Annotated in this window: 11 protein-coding genes; 3 read left to right on the forward strand and 8 right to left on the reverse strand. The window is 73.1% G+C overall.

From position 1 onward, the window contains the following. Positions 1-28: 28 nt before the first annotated feature. Positions 29-1,813: a thiol reductant ABC exporter subunit CydD gene (gene cydD, locus OG344_RS27045; protein WP_405085501.1), complete on the forward strand. Its 1,785-nt coding sequence runs from the start codon at positions 29-31 to the stop codon at positions 1,811-1,813. Then, positions 1,810-3,537, forward strand: coding sequence for a thiol reductant ABC exporter subunit CydC (cydC, locus tag OG344_RS27050; protein ID WP_405085502.1), 1,728 nt, complete (start codon positions 1,810-1,812; stop codon positions 3,535-3,537). Before cydD ends, cydC begins: the two co-directional genes overlap by 4 nt. Positions 3,538-3,596: 59 nt before the next feature. Here the strand turns inward: cydC and OG344_RS27055 are convergent, their stop codons facing one another. The 7 genes from OG344_RS27055 to lon all read right to left on the reverse strand — a co-directional run bounded on the left by OG344_RS27055 (position 3,597) and on the right by lon (position 13,042). Then, positions 3,597-4,904 (reverse strand): S1C family serine protease, encoded by a 1,308-nt coding sequence (locus OG344_RS27055; protein ID WP_405085503.1) that lies wholly within the window; start codon positions 4,902-4,904, stop codon positions 3,597-3,599. A gap of 156 nt (positions 4,905-5,060) precedes the next feature. After that, the gene (locus OG344_RS27060) at positions 5,061-6,596 is read right to left on the reverse strand and encodes an AMP-binding protein (protein ID WP_405085504.1); all 1,536 of its coding nucleotides are present in this window, start codon (positions 6,594-6,596) and stop codon (positions 5,061-5,063) included. A gap of 60 nt (positions 6,597-6,656) precedes the next feature. Continuing rightward, positions 6,657-7,799 (reverse strand): Fic family protein, encoded by a 1,143-nt coding sequence (locus tag OG344_RS27065; protein ID WP_405085505.1) that lies wholly within the window; start codon positions 7,797-7,799, stop codon positions 6,657-6,659. A 67-nt stretch (positions 7,800-7,866) separates the two neighbouring features. Next, complete coding sequence (locus OG344_RS27070; RefSeq protein WP_405085506.1) at positions 7,867-8,700, reverse strand: MetQ/NlpA family ABC transporter substrate-binding protein; 834 nt, start codon at positions 8,698-8,700, stop codon at positions 7,867-7,869. Positions 8,701-8,732: 32 nt separating this feature from the next. Next, entirely contained in the window at positions 8,733-9,374 is a 642-nt protein-coding gene (locus OG344_RS27075; RefSeq protein WP_327049606.1) for a methionine ABC transporter permease, read from the reverse strand. 11 nt (positions 9,375-9,385) lie between these two features. Continuing rightward, positions 9,386-10,330, reverse strand: a complete 945-nt coding sequence (locus OG344_RS27080; protein ID WP_405085507.1) for a methionine ABC transporter ATP-binding protein — start codon at positions 10,328-10,330, stop codon at positions 9,386-9,388. Between the two features lie 351 nt (positions 10,331-10,681). Then, entirely contained in the window at positions 10,682-13,042 is a 2,361-nt protein-coding gene (gene lon / locus OG344_RS27085) for an endopeptidase La (RefSeq protein WP_405085508.1), read from the reverse strand. 151 nt (positions 13,043-13,193) lie between these two features. On the opposite strand from lon, the gene OG344_RS27090 reads away from it, so the two are divergent. Continuing rightward, the gene (locus OG344_RS27090; protein WP_405085509.1) at positions 13,194-14,660 is read left to right on the forward strand and encodes an MFS transporter; all 1,467 of its coding nucleotides are present in this window, start codon (positions 13,194-13,196) and stop codon (positions 14,658-14,660) included. A gap of 52 nt (positions 14,661-14,712) precedes the next feature. Here the strand turns inward: OG344_RS27090 and OG344_RS27095 are convergent, their stop codons facing one another. After that, positions 14,713-15,303, reverse strand: coding sequence for an HAD-IA family hydrolase (locus tag OG344_RS27095; RefSeq protein ID WP_405085510.1), 591 nt, complete (start codon positions 15,301-15,303; stop codon positions 14,713-14,715). Between the last annotated feature and the right edge of the window lie 8 nt (positions 15,304-15,311).

Genomic DNA, 15,311 nt, shown 5'->3' on the forward strand with positions numbered 1-15,311 from the left:
GGCCGACGTTCTTCTGGATGGGTGACCGTTGCACAAGGATCTCCTGCGACTGGCCCGCGCCGAGCGGAGCGTCCGCCGCCACCTCGCCTGCTGCCTGGCGGCGGCGGTGGCGGCCGGGCTGCTCGTGCTCGTGCAGGCGGAACTGCTCGCCGGGGTGCTGTCGGGCCGTTTCGCCGTCGCCGCGCTGTTCCCCCTGGCGCTCGTCGTCGCGGCGCGCGGGCTGTTCGGCTGGGCACAGGGGGTTCTCGCGGGCCGGGCGGCGACCGCGCTGAAGTCGGCCCTGCGGCGGCTACTGCTGGGACGCGTCGACGATCTCGGGCCGTCGTACCGGTCGGGTGAGGTGGTGACGCTCGCGGGGCGGGGGCTCGACGCGCTCGATCCGTACCTGACCGGCTATCTTCCGTCGGCCGCCGTGGCCGCGGTCGTGCCGTTCGCGGTCGTGGTGCGGCTGTTCGCCGCCGATCTCGCCACGGCGGTGATCGTGGTGCTCACGCTGCCGCTGATCCCGATCTTCGGGGCGCTCGTCGGCTGGACCACCAGGGCGGTGACCGAGCGCCAGTGGCGCGCCCTGGCCCGCCTCGGCGGCCACTTCCTCGACGTGGTGCGCGGCCTGCCGACGCTGCGGGCCTTCGGCCGGGCCCGCTACCAGGCCTCGGTGATCCGCGAGGTCGCCGAGGCGCACCGCGCCGCGACCATGCGCACGCTGCGGGTGGCCTTCCTGTCGTCGCTGGTGCTCGAACTCGTGGCCTCGCTGTCACTCGCCCTGGTGGCGGTGCCCGTGGGCCTGCGGCTGCTGTCGGGCTCGCTCGACCTGCACACGGCGCTGCTCGTGCTGCTGCTGGCGCCGGAGGCGTACCTGCCCCTGCGGGCGATGGGCACCCGGTTCCACGCCGCGATGGAGGGCGTCGCCGCCGCCGACGAGGCGTTCGCCGTCATCGCGCCCCCCTCGGGCGAGACCGACGGAACCGGTCGCGAAGCCGTACGGGAGGACGCGGCGGCCGGGGCACCCCCGGCGCCGGCGGAACACACCGCGCCTGCCTCGACGACTCGTGCGCGTACGGAACGCGCCGCGTCCGCGGCGAGGGGCACCACTCCGCCCGGTGGGCCCGAGCCCCCGGAGATCCGCCTGGAGAACGTCACCGTGCGCTATCCGGGGCGGGCCGAGGCCGCGCTCGACCGGGTCTCTCTGGTCGTCGGGCCGGGTGAGCGGGTGGCGATCGTGGGCCCGAGCGGCGCGGGGAAGAGCACGCTGCTGCACCTGCTGCTCGGATTCGTGACCCCCGAAGAGGGACGGGTGCTCGTCGGCGGGGAGGACCTCACGAGCCTCGACCTCGGCGAGTGGCGGCGGCGGCTCGCGTTCGTGCCGCAGCGCCCGCACCTGTTCGCGACCTCGGTGGCCCGCAACATCGCGCTCGGCTCGGCCGCCACGGCCGGGGAGATCCGGGCCGCCGCCGAGGCGGCCCAGGTGGCGGAGTTCGCCGAGGCCCTGCCCCAGGGGTACGACACCCCGCTCGGCGAGCGGGGGGCGAACCTGTCGGCGGGCCAGCGTCAGCGGGTCGCGCTGGCCCGCGCCTTCTGCCGCACCGGGACCGAGGTGCTGCTGCTGGACGAACCCACGGCCCGGCTCGACGGCAGGAGCGAGGCGGCCGTCGTGGCGGCCACGCGAGGGCTGGCGCGGGACCGTACGGCCATCATCGTCGCGCACCGCCCAGCGATGATCCATCTGGCCGACCGGGTCGTCCGCCTCGACGGCGGCGCCCTCGTCACCCCCGCCCGGACGGGATCGGCGGAGCGACGCGAGGAGGCGGGATGAGCCGCGCGAAGGCAGCCGGCCCGTCGCCGCTGTCCGTGGTCGCGGTCGCCGGGACGGGGCGGCGGCTGGTGCTCGCCGCGCTCGCCGGGTCGGCCGCCGACCTCGCGGGCGTGGCGCTCATCGCGTCGGCCGCCTGGCTGATCACCAGGGCGGCCGAGCAGCCGCCGCTGGCGGCCCTGTCGGTCGCCATCGTGGCCGTGCGGGCGTTCGCCACCACCCGGGGGATCTTCCGCTACGGGGAGCGGCTGGCCGGGCACGACGTCGCGCTGCGCGCCCAGGCGGGCACCCGCGAACGCCTCTACCGGGCGCTGATCCCCGCCGGGCCGCTGCCACAGCGCGGCGCCGACCTGCTCAGCCGCATGGTGGACGACACCGACGCCGTGCAGGACCTGCTCGTGCGGTGCCTGCTCCCGGCCGTCGCGGCCCTGGTCACCGGGCTCACCGCCGTCGTGGTCGCGGGCTTCCTGCTGCCGGTCGCCGCGCCGGTGCTGGCCGCCGGCCTGCTCGCCGCCGGGTTGGCCCTGCCGGCCGGCACGGCCGCCGCCGCGCGCCGCTGGTCGGCGCGGATCGCTCCGGCCCGCGCCGGCCTCGCCGCCCGGGTGGCCGACCTGGTGCACGGCGCGGCCGACCTCACCGCGTACGGCGCGCGCGATGAGGCCCTGTCTGCCGCGATGGACGCCGACAGCCGGCTCGCCCGCCTGGAGCGGGGCCAGGCCCGGATCAACGCCGCGGCGCTCGGGATCGGCGTGCTGGCCCAGGGGCTGACCGTCGCGGCGGTGGTCTGGGTGGCCCAGGGCGCCGGGCTGGACCGGGTGGCGACGGCCGTGCTCGCCCTGACCTCGCTGGTGGCCTTCGAGCCCGCGCTCGCACTGGGCGCCGCGGGCGAGCGGTTCGCGGCGGTGCTCGCGGCGCTGCGCAGGTTGCGGGAGACGGCCGCCACACCCCCGGCGGTCCGCGAGCCGGACGAGCCGGCGCCGCCCCCGGAGCCGCCGCTGACGATCGAGGTGGAGGACCTGGTGGTGCGGCACGGCCGGCGCGAGCCCGCGCTGAACGGCGTGAGCCTGACGTTGACGCCGGGCCGCCGGGTCGCGGTGGTCGGGCCGAGCGGCGCCGGGAAGAGCACGCTGCTGTCCGCGCTGATGCGCACGGTGGAGATCGAGTCGGGGGCGATCCGCCTCAACGGAACGGACGTGCGCCGCCTGTCGTCCGACGACGTGCGGGCCCGCGTCACCGGCCTCACGCAGGATCCGTACGTGTTCCAGGCCTCGTTCACGGACAACCTGCGCCTCGCCGGGCCGGGCGCCTCCACCGGCGAGATCGAGGCGGCCGTACGGCGGGCCCGCCTGGACGCCTGGGCGGGGCGCACCGGGTGGGACACGGTGCTCGGCGAGGACGGCCGCACGGTCTCCGGCGGCCAGCTCCAGCGGCTCGCGCTGGCCCGGGCCCTGCTGTACGACCCGCCCGTGCTGCTGCTGGACGAACCCGCCGAGGCGCTGGACGAGGAGACGGCCGACCTGCTGACGGCCGACCTGCTGGACGCCACCCGGGGCCGCACCACGCTGCTGGTCACCCACCGGCTGCGCGGCCTGGAGCAGGTCGACGAGATCGTGGTGCTGGAGGGCGGCCGGGTCATCCAGCGCGGCGCCCACGCCGACCTCGTCGGCGTGCCCGGCTACTACCGGGATCTGTGGGAGTCCGAGGCGCTGACCCGGCGCCACGCCTGAACGCCGATCGCCGGCGGGCCATCCCCCCGGAGGCCCGCCGGCGACGATCGTGGACGCCGTCAGTTCGTCGGCGTCTGCTCGGCGAGCGCGGTGGTGATGGTGTTCTCCTTGCCGTCGCGGGTGAAGGTGACGGTCACCTTGTCGCCGGGACGGGAGCTGCGGATGACGCCGACGAGCGCCTCCGCGCTGTCCACCAGCCTGTCGTTGATCTTGGTGATGAGGTCGCCCTCCTTGAGGCCGGCCTTCTCCGCGGGGCTGCCCGCCGTGATCGAGCTGACCACCGCGCCGGGCGAGCCGCCGACCGAGTCGGCCACGCTCACGCCGAAGAACGCGTGGGTCGCCTTGCCCGTCTTGATCAGCTGCTCGGAGACCAGCTTCGCGGTGTTGATGGGGATCGCGAAGCCGACGCCGATGTTGCCTGAGCTGGAGCCCGAGGTGGCGATCGCGGTGTTGACGCCGACGACCTCGCCGGCCGCGTTGACCAGCGCACCGCCCGAGTTGCCGGGGTTGATGGCGGCGTCCGTCTGGATCATCCCGCCGATCGTGGTGCCCTGGCTCTGCTGCTGCGGTTCCTGCTGTCCCATTCCCCAGGGGAGCTGCGGCTGCTGCTGCTCCTCCGGCCTCTCGGTCAGGGTGCGGTCGAGCGCGCTGACGATGCCGGAGGTGACCGAACCCTCCAGGCCGAGCGGGCTGCCGATCGCGAGCACCGCGTCGCCGACCTGGAGCTTGTCGCTGTCGCCGAGCGAGGCGGGGGTGAGCCCGGAGACGCCCTGCGCCTGGATGACCGCGAGGTCGGTGGTGGGGTCGGTGCCCTTGACGACGGCGTCCGCCGTCTTGCCGTCGCTGAACTTGACCCGCACCGTGCCGCCGCCCGCGCCGCCGGCCGTCACCACGTGGTTGTTGGTCAGGATCAGGCCGTCGGCGGACAGGATGACGCCGGAACCCTCGCCCCCACCCGTGGAGGTCTTCACCTCGATCGACACGACCGAGGGCATGATCGCCTTGGCCACCGCCGCGATGGTGTTGCCGGAGGAGTTGGAGACCCCCCTGACCACCGGGCTCGCGATCACCGGCCGGTCGCCGTTCAGACTGTTGGCGACGAGGGCCCCGGTGACCCCGCCGCCCAGCGCCACGGCCACGAGAGCGAGACCCGCGCCCGCCTTCTGGCGAGCGGTCAACGTGCCCTTCCGCGCCGGAGGCGCCGGGAACTGCGCCGTGTCATAAGAACCGGTGCCGTACGAGCCGTACGACTGGTAGGCCCCGGTGTACTGCCCGTGCTGCGGCGGAGTGCTGCCGAACTGGCTCCAGCCGTGGCCGGGGAGCACATCGGTGTTCTCGTTGCCGGGAACGTGCTCAGGTGAGCTCATCGCCATCCCCCTCAATGGATCCGCCGGTCATCCCGGCTCTCCGCCGGTACAGGTAATACGATGGCGCATCGGCGATAAGGTCACGCTAAGCGATCAGCCGCCGGGCCCCCAAGCGCCCTACGCGTACTTTATGCGAGGCCGCCCGATGCTCCCGGCTCAGGCCGTACGCTGCAGGTATTCGTCCCTGAGCAGCCGCTTGTACAGCTTGCCACTGGCGTGGCGGGGCAGTTCGTCGCGGAAGTCGACCGACTTCGGGCACTTGTAGTGCGCCAGGCGCTCCCGGCAGTAGGCGATGAGCTCCGCCTCCAGGCCGGAACCGGCCTCCGCCGGGTCGAGCGGCTGCACGACGGCCTTGACCTGCTCGCCCATCTCCGGGTCCGGCACCCCGAAGACGGCCACGTCGGCCACCTTGGGGTGCACCGCCAGCACGTTCTCCGCCTCCTGCGGGTAGATGTTCACACCACCGGAGATGATCATGTACGCACGCCGGTCGGTGAGGTAGAGGAACCCGTCCTCGTCCACATAGCCGATGTCTCCGAGCGTGGTCCAGCCGCGGCCCCTGGGGTCCCGCGCCGACGCGGTCTTCTCCGGGTCGCCGTGGTACTCGAACCGCGGCCCTTCGGAGAAGTAGACGATGCCGCGCTCGCCCGGCGGCAGTTCGCCACCGTCCTCGTCGCAGACGTGGGCGACCCCGAGCAGCGGGCGGCCGACCGTGCCCCGGTGGGCGAGCCAGTCCTCCGGCGAGGCGTACAGGAAGCAGTTGCCCTCCGTGCCCGCGTAGTACTCGTGGATGATCGGGCCCCACCACTCCATCATCCGTTCCTTGACCTCGACGGGGCAGGGCGCGGCGGAGTGGACGGCGCAGCGCAGCGACGACAGGTCGTGGCGCTCGCGCGCCGCCCGCGGCAGCTTGAGCATCTTGACGAACATGGTGGGCACCCACTGCGCGTGGGTGACCCGGTGCCGCTCGACGAGCGCCAGCGCCTCCTCCGGGTCGAACCGCTCCATCACGACGACGGTCGCGCCGAGGCGCAGGAAGGTCAGGCAGTAGCGCAGCGGGGCGGCGTGGTAGAGCGGCGCGGGCGACAGGTACACGCTGTCGGCCGCCGGCGCGAACATGTGCCCGATCAGCCGGAACAGGACCCCGGGAGCGTCCAGCGGCGCCAGGCTGAGCGGCGGCTTCACCCCCTTGGGCCGGCCGGTGGTGCCGGAGGAGTAGAGCATGTCGATGCCCTGGCACTCGTCCTCGACCGGCGTCGCGGGCTGCCCGGCCACCGCCTCCTCGTACGACGTGAAGCCCGGGGCGACGCCGTCGAGCATCAGCCGCACCTCGACGCGGGGCGTGGCCTGGGTGACGGCGCTCGCGACCTCGGCGAGCCGCGCCGAGGAGATGAAGACCCGCGCCTCGCAGTTGCCGACGATGTAGGACAGTTCGTCCGCCTGGAGGTGGGAGTTGATCGCCGTGTAGTACAGCCCGGAGCGGTGCGCTGCCCACGCGATCACCAGGAAGAGCGGGTGGTTCTCCAGCATGAAGGCGAGGTGGTCGCCGGGACGCAGGCCGGCGGCCCGAAGCAGGTGCGCGAGACGGTTGGACTCCTCGTCGAGCTCCCGGTAGGTGATCACACGGCCGGAGCCCGCCATGATCACCGCCGGCTTGTCCGGCGTCACCGCCGCGATCGCCCCAGGGTGCATGACCGAAAGTTACCCGGTCCGCCACCGGTGCGGTAGGCGCGAGTTCCCGATGACGCGCTCTCAGCGCTCCAGCGCCCGGTAGGGGTCGCGCAGCGGCCTGGCCCGCTCGGCGAACGCGGCCTTGATCTCCGTCATCCTCGGCCCCGGGGCGTAGAAGCGGCCCTTGGTCTCGCCGTACGGCTGGAGCCATCCGGAGGCGGCCAGTTCGCGCAGGTCGCGGGCGGCCTGCCCCTGGCTCAGCCCCTCGTCGGCCTGGTACATGCCGCGGCGCAGCCGCCGGGAGACGAACACCTGGTAGAGCGCCGAGACCGTGCGCGGGTTCAGGCCCTGCTCCCCGGTCCGCTCCTCCAGCAGCATCCACACCTCGCCGGCCTCCGCGAGCCGGCGCCCCACCCGCTGGGCCTGCATGTGGTGGCAGCGCAGGACGAACCGCACCCACGAAAGGGTGTCCCCGTGCGGGCTCCACCGGCCGTTCTGCACGGCCCGGAGCGCTTGGTAGTACTCGAGTGTGGTCTCCCCAATACCCAGCCACTCCTCGATCGAGGAGAACTCCGGCGTGGTGATCTGGTCGCGGCCGAGCACGAGCGTCTGCAGCGCCCGCGACATGCGCCCGTTCCCGTCCCGCCACGGGTGGATCGCCACCAGGTTGAAGTGGGCCATCGCGGCGCGCACGTAGCCGGCGGCGTCGGGATCGCCCTCGTTGAGCCACTCGACCAGCTCCGCGAGCAGGCCGGGCACCTGCTCGTCGTCCGGGCCCTCGTAGACCACCTCGCCAGTGGCCGAGTTCCGCACGTAGATCGCGCCGGGCGGCCGCACCGTGCCCGGGGTCTTGTTCATGTGGTGGCCGATCATCATGAAGTTCAGCGCGTGCAGCAGGCCGGCGTCGTAGCGGAAGGCCCACGCCCGCGAGAGGGCGCCGATGTAGGTGAGCGCCTGCTGGTACCCCGAGATCTCGCGGGCGACGGCCGCCGGCGTCTCCAGGGGGTCCTCCCCCGACATGATCGACTCGATGTCCTCGACGCTGGCGTGGTAGCCCTCGATGGAGTTCGACCCCTGGATCGCCCGCGCCTGCAACTGCCGTCGCAGCAGGCCGTCCCAGCGGTGCGCCTCGGCCAGCCGGTATTTCAGGTCGCGCCGCATCTCCTCGATCTCGGCGAGCACCTTCTCGTCCTCGGCCTCCAGGGCCGGTGTCCCGTACAACATGGGGCCATGACAGCACGAACGAATCATCCGATCAAGCGACCGGATGATTCGTCCATTTATGTGCGCATTAGGAGACGGGGATGACCGAGCCCGTGAACGTCTCCTCGATGTACTTCTTCACTTCGGGGCCGGTCAGCAGCTCGACCAGCGTCTTCACCCGCGGGTCGCTCTCGTGTCCCTGGGCGATCACCAGGCCGTTGACGTACGGGTTGCCCTCGGCCTTCTCCAGAACCAGCGCGTCGGAGGACGGGTTGAGGTTCAAGTCCATCGCGTAGTTGCCGTTGATCACGGCGGCGTCCACGTCGTCGAGCGAGCGCGGGAGCTGCGCGGCCTCCAGCGGGCGGAAGGTCAGGTTCTTCGGGTTGCCGGCCACGTCGCGCTCGGTCGCGGCGGTGCCCACGCCGTCCTTCAGCGTGACCACGCCGTTGTCGGCGAGCAGCCCGAGCGCCCGGCCGAGGTTGGTGGCGTCGTTGGGCACCGCCACCGTGCCGCCCTGCGGCAGCGAGGCGAGGTCCTTGACCTTCCTCGAATACAGGCCGAGCGGCTCCAGGTGCACCGGGGCGACGAAGCTCAGCTTGGTGCCCTTGGACGCGTTGAAATCGTCCAGGTACGGCTTGTGCTGGAAGTAGTTGGCGTCGAGCCGGCCATCCTGGAGCTGCAGGTTGGGCTGCACGTAGTCGCTGAACTCGACGATCTCCAGCTTCAGCCCCCTGGTGGCGGCCAGGTTGTCGGCCACGTACTTCAGGATCTGCGCGTGCGGCACCGGGCTCACGCCGACCCTGAGCGGGGCGTCCGCCGCCGCCGTACCGGAGGCGGTCGCCGTGTCCGGAGACGAGGACCCGCAGGCGGACAACACGAGCGCGACCACGGCGCCGATGACGAGGCCGAGTGTTCTACGCATGGGACAGAACTCCTTTGCAAAGGAACAACAGGTCAGCGGTGGGAAAGGCGGCGGGCGACGACGTCGCCCAGGGTCTGGGCGAGCTGCACCACGACGACCAGGACGACCACGGTGACGACCATGAGCGTGGTCTCGAAGCGCTGGTAGCCGTAGCGGACGGCGAGGTCGCCGAGGCCGCCACCGCCGATCACGCCGGCCATCGCCGAGTAGGAGATGAGCGTGACCACGGTGACGGTCAGCCCGGCGACCAGGCCGGGCAGCGCCTCGGGCAGCAGGACGCGCGTCACGATCGTCACCCGGCCCGCCCCCATCGCCTCGGCCGCCTGCACGACGTCGCGGCCCACCTCACGCAGCGCCGTCTCGACCAGCCGGGCGAAGAAGGGCGCCGCGCCGATCGTGAGCGGGACCACCGCGGCGGTGGTCCCGATCGTCGTGCCGGTGAGCACGCGGGTCAGCGGGATGACCGCGATCATGAGGACGATGAACGGCAGCGACCGCCCGACGTTGACGATCAGACCGAGCACGCGCCGCACGGCGGGGGCGGGGAACAGCCCGCCGCGGTCCGTCCCGGCGAGGCAGACGCCGAGCGGGAGCCCAAACAGCACGGTGAACAGCGTGGACCAGCTCACCATCACCGCCGTCTGCCCGGTGGCCTCCCACAGCAGGGGGCTCATCTCCGACCAGGTCACGCGTCCTCCTCCACCAGCAGGCCGCGCTCGCGCAGGCCGGCGAGGGCGGCCGCCGCACCGGCTCCGGTGATCCGCAGCCGCAGCCGGCCCGCCGGAGCCCCCGCCACCTGTTCGACCGCGCCGCCCACGACCGCGATGTCCACGTCGTACGTACGCGCGAGACGCGACAGCAGGGTCTCGTCCGCGGCCAGGGCGACCGTCACGGTGCCGGCCTCGGCGGGAGGCAGCGGGAACAGTTCGGCCGCCAGCCGCGATCCGGGGCTGGCGAGCAGGCCGGGCAGGGAGCCCGCCTCGGCGATCCGCCCGTCGCTCATGATCGCCGCGGAGTCGCAGACGGCCTTGATGACGTCCATCTCATGGGTGATGAGCAGGATGGTCAGCCCCAGCTCCCGGTTGAGCCGCCGCAGCAGGGCCAGGATCGACTGGGTCGTGGCGGGGTCGAGCGCGGAGGTGGCCTCGTCCGACAGCAGCACCGACGGCTCGGCCGCGAGCGCCCGCGCGATGCCGACCCGCTGCTTCTGCCCGCCGGACAACTGCGCGGGGTAGGCCCCCGCGCGGTCGGCCAGGCCCACGAGGTCGAGCATCTCCGCGACCCGCCGGGCCCGGGCGGCCCGGCCGACGCCCATGACCTCCAGCGGGAAGGCCACGTTGCCCGCCACCGTGCGCGACGACAGCAGCGCGAAGTGCTGGTGGATCATGCCGATCCGCTGGCGGGCGCGGCGCAGATCGGCCGCGCCGAGGGTGGTCAGCTCGCGTCCGTCGACGGTCACGCCGCCCTCGTCGGGGCGTTCGAGCAGGTTGACGCAGCGCAGCAGGGTGCTCTTGCCGGCGCCGCTGCGCCCGAGCACGCCGAAGACCTTCCCCCTGCCGACGTGCAGGTCGACGCCGTCGAGCGCGACGACGTCGCCGTAGGCCTTGCGCAGGCCGGTGACCGTGATCACTTGCTGCCTCCGAAGAACGCGTACGGCTGCCGCGTGCCGGTCGGGGAGAGCGGACGGCCGTTCCGGCGCGGGGCCGGCTCGGACGGTGAGAAGAGCGTCATCGGGTGTGTGCCTTCATGGGAGGGGCGGGAGGACCACGGGCTCAGCCCGAGGGACACTCCCGTCGAGGCGGGTTCATCGAGTTCGATAGGCTCACGACCAGCTCAAACAACCCGTGCGACTTCCGGTATTCCAGACCTGTAATGTGCCCTTTGTCACACGAAAGGGCCCACGCCCCCGGGACGGGGACGCGGGCCTTTGTGCGGCGAGCCGCCGGATGCCGCCGCCTGTCCGGCGACGAGCGGGCGACGGTCAGGCGACGGCCTGCCGGGTGACCGTCGCGGGGGTCAGCGCCAGGTCGAGGACCTCGCGGACGTCGCTCACGGCGTGGACGGTGAGGTCGGCCAGCACCTCGGCCGGCACGTCGTCCAGGTCGGGCTCGTTCCGCGCGGGGATGAGCACAGTGGTGACCCCGGCCCGGTGGGCGGCCAGCAGCTTCTGCTTGACCCCTCCGATCGGCAGCACCCGGCCGGTCAGGGACACCTCACCGGTCATCGCCACGTCACCGCGGACCGGGCGGCCCGACAGCAGGGAGGCGAGGGCCGTGGTCATCGTGACGCCCGCCGACGGGCCGTCCTTCGGGACCGCGCCCGCGGGCACGTGGATGTGCACCGACCGGTCCCGGAGCGACCCGACCGGCAGCTCCAGCTCCGCGCCGCGTGACCGCAGGAAGGACAGCGCGATCTGGGCCGACTCCTTCATCACGTCGCCGAGCTGTCCGGTGAGCGTGACGCCGGTCGCCCCGGTCTCCGGGTCGGCCAGCGACGCCTCGACGTAGAGGACGTCGCCGCCCGCGCCGGTCACCGCGAGGCCCGTGGCCACGCCCGGCACTGCCGTACGCTGACGGGCCTCCGGCAGGGACGACTCGGGCACGTGCCGCGGCCGGCCCAGGTGGGCGACCAGGTCGCCGGGGGCGACCGTCACCGGCAGCTCCGTCTCCCCGAGGGCGACCTTCGCCGTCACCCGGCGCAGGACGCGGGCGATCGACCGCTCCAGCGAGCGGACGCCGGCCTCGCGGGTGTACTCGCCCGCCAGGCGGCGCAGCGCGGCCTCCTCCACCGTCACGTCGGCGGTGGTGAGGCCCGCCTTCTCCAGCTGGCGCGGCAGCAGGTGGTCGCGGGCGATGGCGACCTTCTCGTCCTCGGTGTAGCCGTCCAGCGTGACGAGCTCCATCCGGTCGAGCAGCGGCCCGGGCACCTGCTCCAGGACGTTGGCCGTCGCGAGGAACAGCACGTCGCTGAGGTCGAGCTCGACCTCCAGGTAGTGGTCGCGGAAGGTGTGGTTCTGCGCCGGGTCGAGCACCTCCAGCAGCGCCGCCGTGGGATCGCCCCGGTAGTCCGCGCCGACCTTGTCGATCTCGTCGAGCAGCACGACGGGGTTCATCGAGCCCGCCTCGCGGATCGCCCGGACGATGCGGCCCGGCAGCGCCCCGACGTACGTGCGCCGGTGGCCGCGGATCTCCGCCTCGTCGCGCACTCCGCCCAGGGCGACCCGGACGAACTTCCTGCCCATGGCGCGGGCGACCGACTCGCCGAGGGAGGTCTTGCCGACCCCGGGAGGGCCGGCCAGCGCGAGCACGGCGCCGCTGCGGCGCCCGCCGACCACGCCGAGACCCTGGTCGGCCCGGCGCTTGCGGACCGCGAGGTACTCCACGATGCGGTCCTTCACGTCGTCGAGGCCGGTGTGGTCGGCGTCGAGCACCGCGCGGGCGCCCGCGATGTCGTAGGAGTCGGTCGTGTGGACGTTCCACGGAACGTCCAGCACCGTGTCGAGCCAGGTGCGGATCCAGCCGGTCTCGGGCGACTGGTCGGAGGTCCGCTCCAGCTTGGCGACCTCCTTGAGCGCCGCCTCCCTGACCTTCTCGGGCAGGCCGGCGGCCTCGATGCGGGCCCGGTAGTCCTCCTCCTCGTCGGAGGGGTCGCCGCTCAGCTCACCCAGCTCCTTGCGTACGGCGGCGAGCTGCTGGCGCAGCAGGAACTCGCGCTGCTGCTTCTCCATGCCCTCCTGGACGTCCTTGCGGATGGTCTCCGCGACGTCCATCTCGGCGAGGTGGTCGCGGGCCCACCCGACGAGCTTGTCGAGACGCTCCGCGGGGTCGTCTATCTCCAGCAGCAGCAGCTTCTGCTGGATGGTCAGCCAGGGGGCGTAGCCCGAGCTGTCGGCGAGGACGGCGGGGTCGGTGATCTGGTTGACGGCGTCGACGACCTGCCACGCGCCCCGCTTCTGCAGGATCGTGGTGGTCAGGGCCTTGTACTCCTTGGCCAGCTCTCCGGCTCTCGGCCCGGCGGCAACCGGCTCCAGCACCGTCGCCTCGACCCACAGCGCCGCGCCGGGGCCGGTGGTGCCGGTGCCGACGCGCATGCGGTGCACGCCGCGCACGACGGCCGCGGGCTCGCCGCCCGGCAGCCGTCCGACCTGCTCCACGACGGCGCTCACCCCCACCGGGCCGTAGCGGCCGTCCACCCGGGGCACCAGCAGGACCGTGCTCTCTCCACCGGCCCGGGCGGCGTCGATGGCGGCGCGGACCTCCGAGTCCGACAGGTCGAAGGGAACGACCATGCCGGGCAGGACAACTTCGTCGTCGAGCGGGAGGACGGGAAGGACCTGGGACATCAGCACTCCAATGGGTTGAGTTATGCCGACTCAACTAACAGGAGCCCGCCCCTGTTCCCTGTTCTGCGTCAGTTCGCTGTGAGCGATCGTAATCGTGTAATCCCTGATGCCATGGTGGGGCCGCTCCTTCGGATGGCGCATGATGGCCTGCATGACATCCGGGCATATCCGACTCCGCTCGGCGACGGGCCGCTGGGTGCTGCTCACCACGGTCCTCGGGTCGTCCCTCGCGACCCTCGACGGCACCGTGGTCAACGTGGCCCTCCCCGCCCTCGGCCGCGACCTCGACGCCGGAATGTCCGGCCTCCAGTGGACGGTGAACGGCTACACGCTCACGATGGCCGCGCTGATCCTGCTCGGTGGGTCCCTGGGCGACCGGCTCGGCCGGCGCAAGATCTTCGTCGTCGGAGTGGTGTGGTTCGCCCTGGCCTCCGCCCTCTGCGGGCTCGCGCCGAGCGCCCCCGTGCTCGTGCTCGCCCGCGCGCTCCAGGGCGTCGGGGCGGCCCTGCTGATCCCCGGCAGCCTCGCGATCATCCAGGCGAGCTACGTGCCGGACGACCGGCCCCGCGCCGTCGGCGCCTGGTCGGGTCTGGGCGGCGTGGCCGCCGCCGTCGGGCCGCTGCTCGGCGGGTGGCTGGTCGAGGCGGCCGGCTGGCGGTGGGTGTTCCTGCTCAACCTGCCGCTCGCCGCCGTCGTGGTCGGCGTCGCCGCCCGGCACGTGCCCGAGACCCGGGACGCCGGGCCGCACGGCCGCTTCGACGTGCTCGGGACCGTCCTCGCCGCCCCCGCCCTGGCCGGGCTGACGTACGGCCTGATCCTGGCGGGCGACGGGCTGGTGCCGCTGGCCGCCGGGATCATCCTGTCCGTCTGCTTCGTGGTGGTGGAGATCCGGCGCTCCCCCCGGTCGCTCGTCCCCGTGGGGGTGTTCGCCTCGCGGGAGTTCACCGCGGTCAACGTCGTCACGCTGGTCATGTACGCGGCGATGGGACTGGTGTTCTTCCTGCTGGTCGTCCAGCTGCAGGTGTCGGCCGGGCTGTCTCCCATCGCCGCCGGGTCGGCGATGTTGCCGGTCACGATCCTCATGCTGCTGCTGTCGTCCCGGGCCGGCGAGCTGGCGAGGAGGATCGGCCCGCGCCTCCCCATGACGGGCGGCATCCTGCTGTGCGCGGCCGGGCTGCTGCTCATGAGCCGCATCGGCCCGGGCACCTCCTACCTGACCGACGTGCTGCCCGCGGCGGCCGTGTTCGGGCTCGGGCTGTCCGCCGCCGTCGCCCCGCTCACCGCGACCGTGCTCGCCACCGCGGAGGAGCGGTACGCGGGTATCGCGAGCGGGGTCAACAACGCCCTGGCCAGGACGGGCGGCCTGCTGGCCGTCGCCGCCGTGCCGCCGCTCGTGGGGCTGACGGGCGACGCCTACGAGTCGCCCGCCGCGTTCACCCGGGGATATCACACCTCGATGCTGGTCTGCGCGGTCATGATGGCCGTCGCGGCGGTCATCGCCTTCGCCACGATCAGGACGAACGTCCTCGCCGCGCAGGAGGCTGGGCGGCCCGCCCCTGAACGCCCGGGCGAGGCGTCGCCGCTCGGCTCCCGCCCGCCGGCGGGTTCGGGCACCTGACGCGGGGGTTCACGTCCACCCTCCTGCGCCCCGGGCGCGGGTGGCCGCGCGCTCAGCCGAGAAGCGTCTTCAGGTCCTCGCGCAGGGCGGCGGCGTCGCGGAAGTGGACGGCGGCGAGCCCGGCCCGCTCGGCCGCCGCGACGTTCTCCAGCCGGTCGTCCACGAAGACGAGGTCGCCGGGAGCGACCCCGAGCCAGGCCACGGTCTCGTGGAAGATCTCCGCCTCCGGCTTCACCAGGCCCATCCGGCCGCTGTAGAAGCGTGGTCCGATCGGCCGCATGAACGGCAGGGTGTCGATGCCCTCGGCGACGCAGACCGGCATGTTGGACAGCAGCGCCATCGGCACCCCGACCTTGGCCAGCTCGTCGACGATCGCCACCGTCTCCTCGTTGGGCCGCGACCAGCTCGCCACGTCGATGGCGACGACCTCGTCGAGGCCGCCGCCGTCCATCGGCCTGCCGTACACGTGGGACCAGTACGCGGCCGGGTCGAGCGAGCCGCGGTCGAAGTCGAGCCGCACCTCCCAGTAGCGGTCCTCGAACCCGGGCTCGGCCCCCGTGACGTACGAGGCCAGGCGGGCGACGTCCTCGGGAGCCTGGGGCAGCGAGACGACGTTGCCATAGTCGAAAAGCACAGTCTTCATGGTCGTAC

The organism is Microbispora sp. NBC_01389, from assembly GCF_045040095.1.
Classification (GTDB): domain Bacteria; phylum Actinomycetota; class Actinomycetes; order Streptosporangiales; family Streptosporangiaceae; genus Microbispora.

Bases quoted from the DNA above. Each gene is read 5' to 3' on its own strand.
- cydC (WP_405085502.1), top strand. From the start codon at position 1,810: ATGAGCCGCGCGAAGGCAGCCGGCCCGTCGCCGCTGTCCGTGGTCGCG.
- OG344_RS27055 (WP_405085503.1), bottom strand. From the start codon at position 4,904: ATGAGCTCACCTGAGCACGTTCCCGGCAACGAGAACACCGATGTGCTC.
- OG344_RS27060 (WP_405085504.1), bottom strand. From the start codon at position 6,596: ATGCACCCTGGGGCGATCGCGGCGGTGACGCCGGACAAGCCGGCGGTG.
- OG344_RS27065 (WP_405085505.1), bottom strand. From the start codon at position 7,799: ATGTTGTACGGGACACCGGCCCTGGAGGCCGAGGACGAGAAGGTGCTC.
- OG344_RS27070 (WP_405085506.1), bottom strand. From the start codon at position 8,700: ATGCGTAGAACACTCGGCCTCGTCATCGGCGCCGTGGTCGCGCTCGTG.
- OG344_RS27075 (WP_327049606.1), bottom strand. From the start codon at position 9,374: ATGAGCCCCCTGCTGTGGGAGGCCACCGGGCAGACGGCGGTGATGGTG.
- lon (WP_405085508.1), bottom strand. From the start codon at position 13,042: ATGTCCCAGGTCCTTCCCGTCCTCCCGCTCGACGACGAAGTTGTCCTG.
- OG344_RS27090 (WP_405085509.1), top strand. From the start codon at position 13,194: ATGACATCCGGGCATATCCGACTCCGCTCGGCGACGGGCCGCTGGGTG.
- OG344_RS27095 (WP_405085510.1), bottom strand. From the start codon at position 15,303: ATGAAGACTGTGCTTTTCGACTATGGCAACGTCGTCTCGCTGCCCCAG.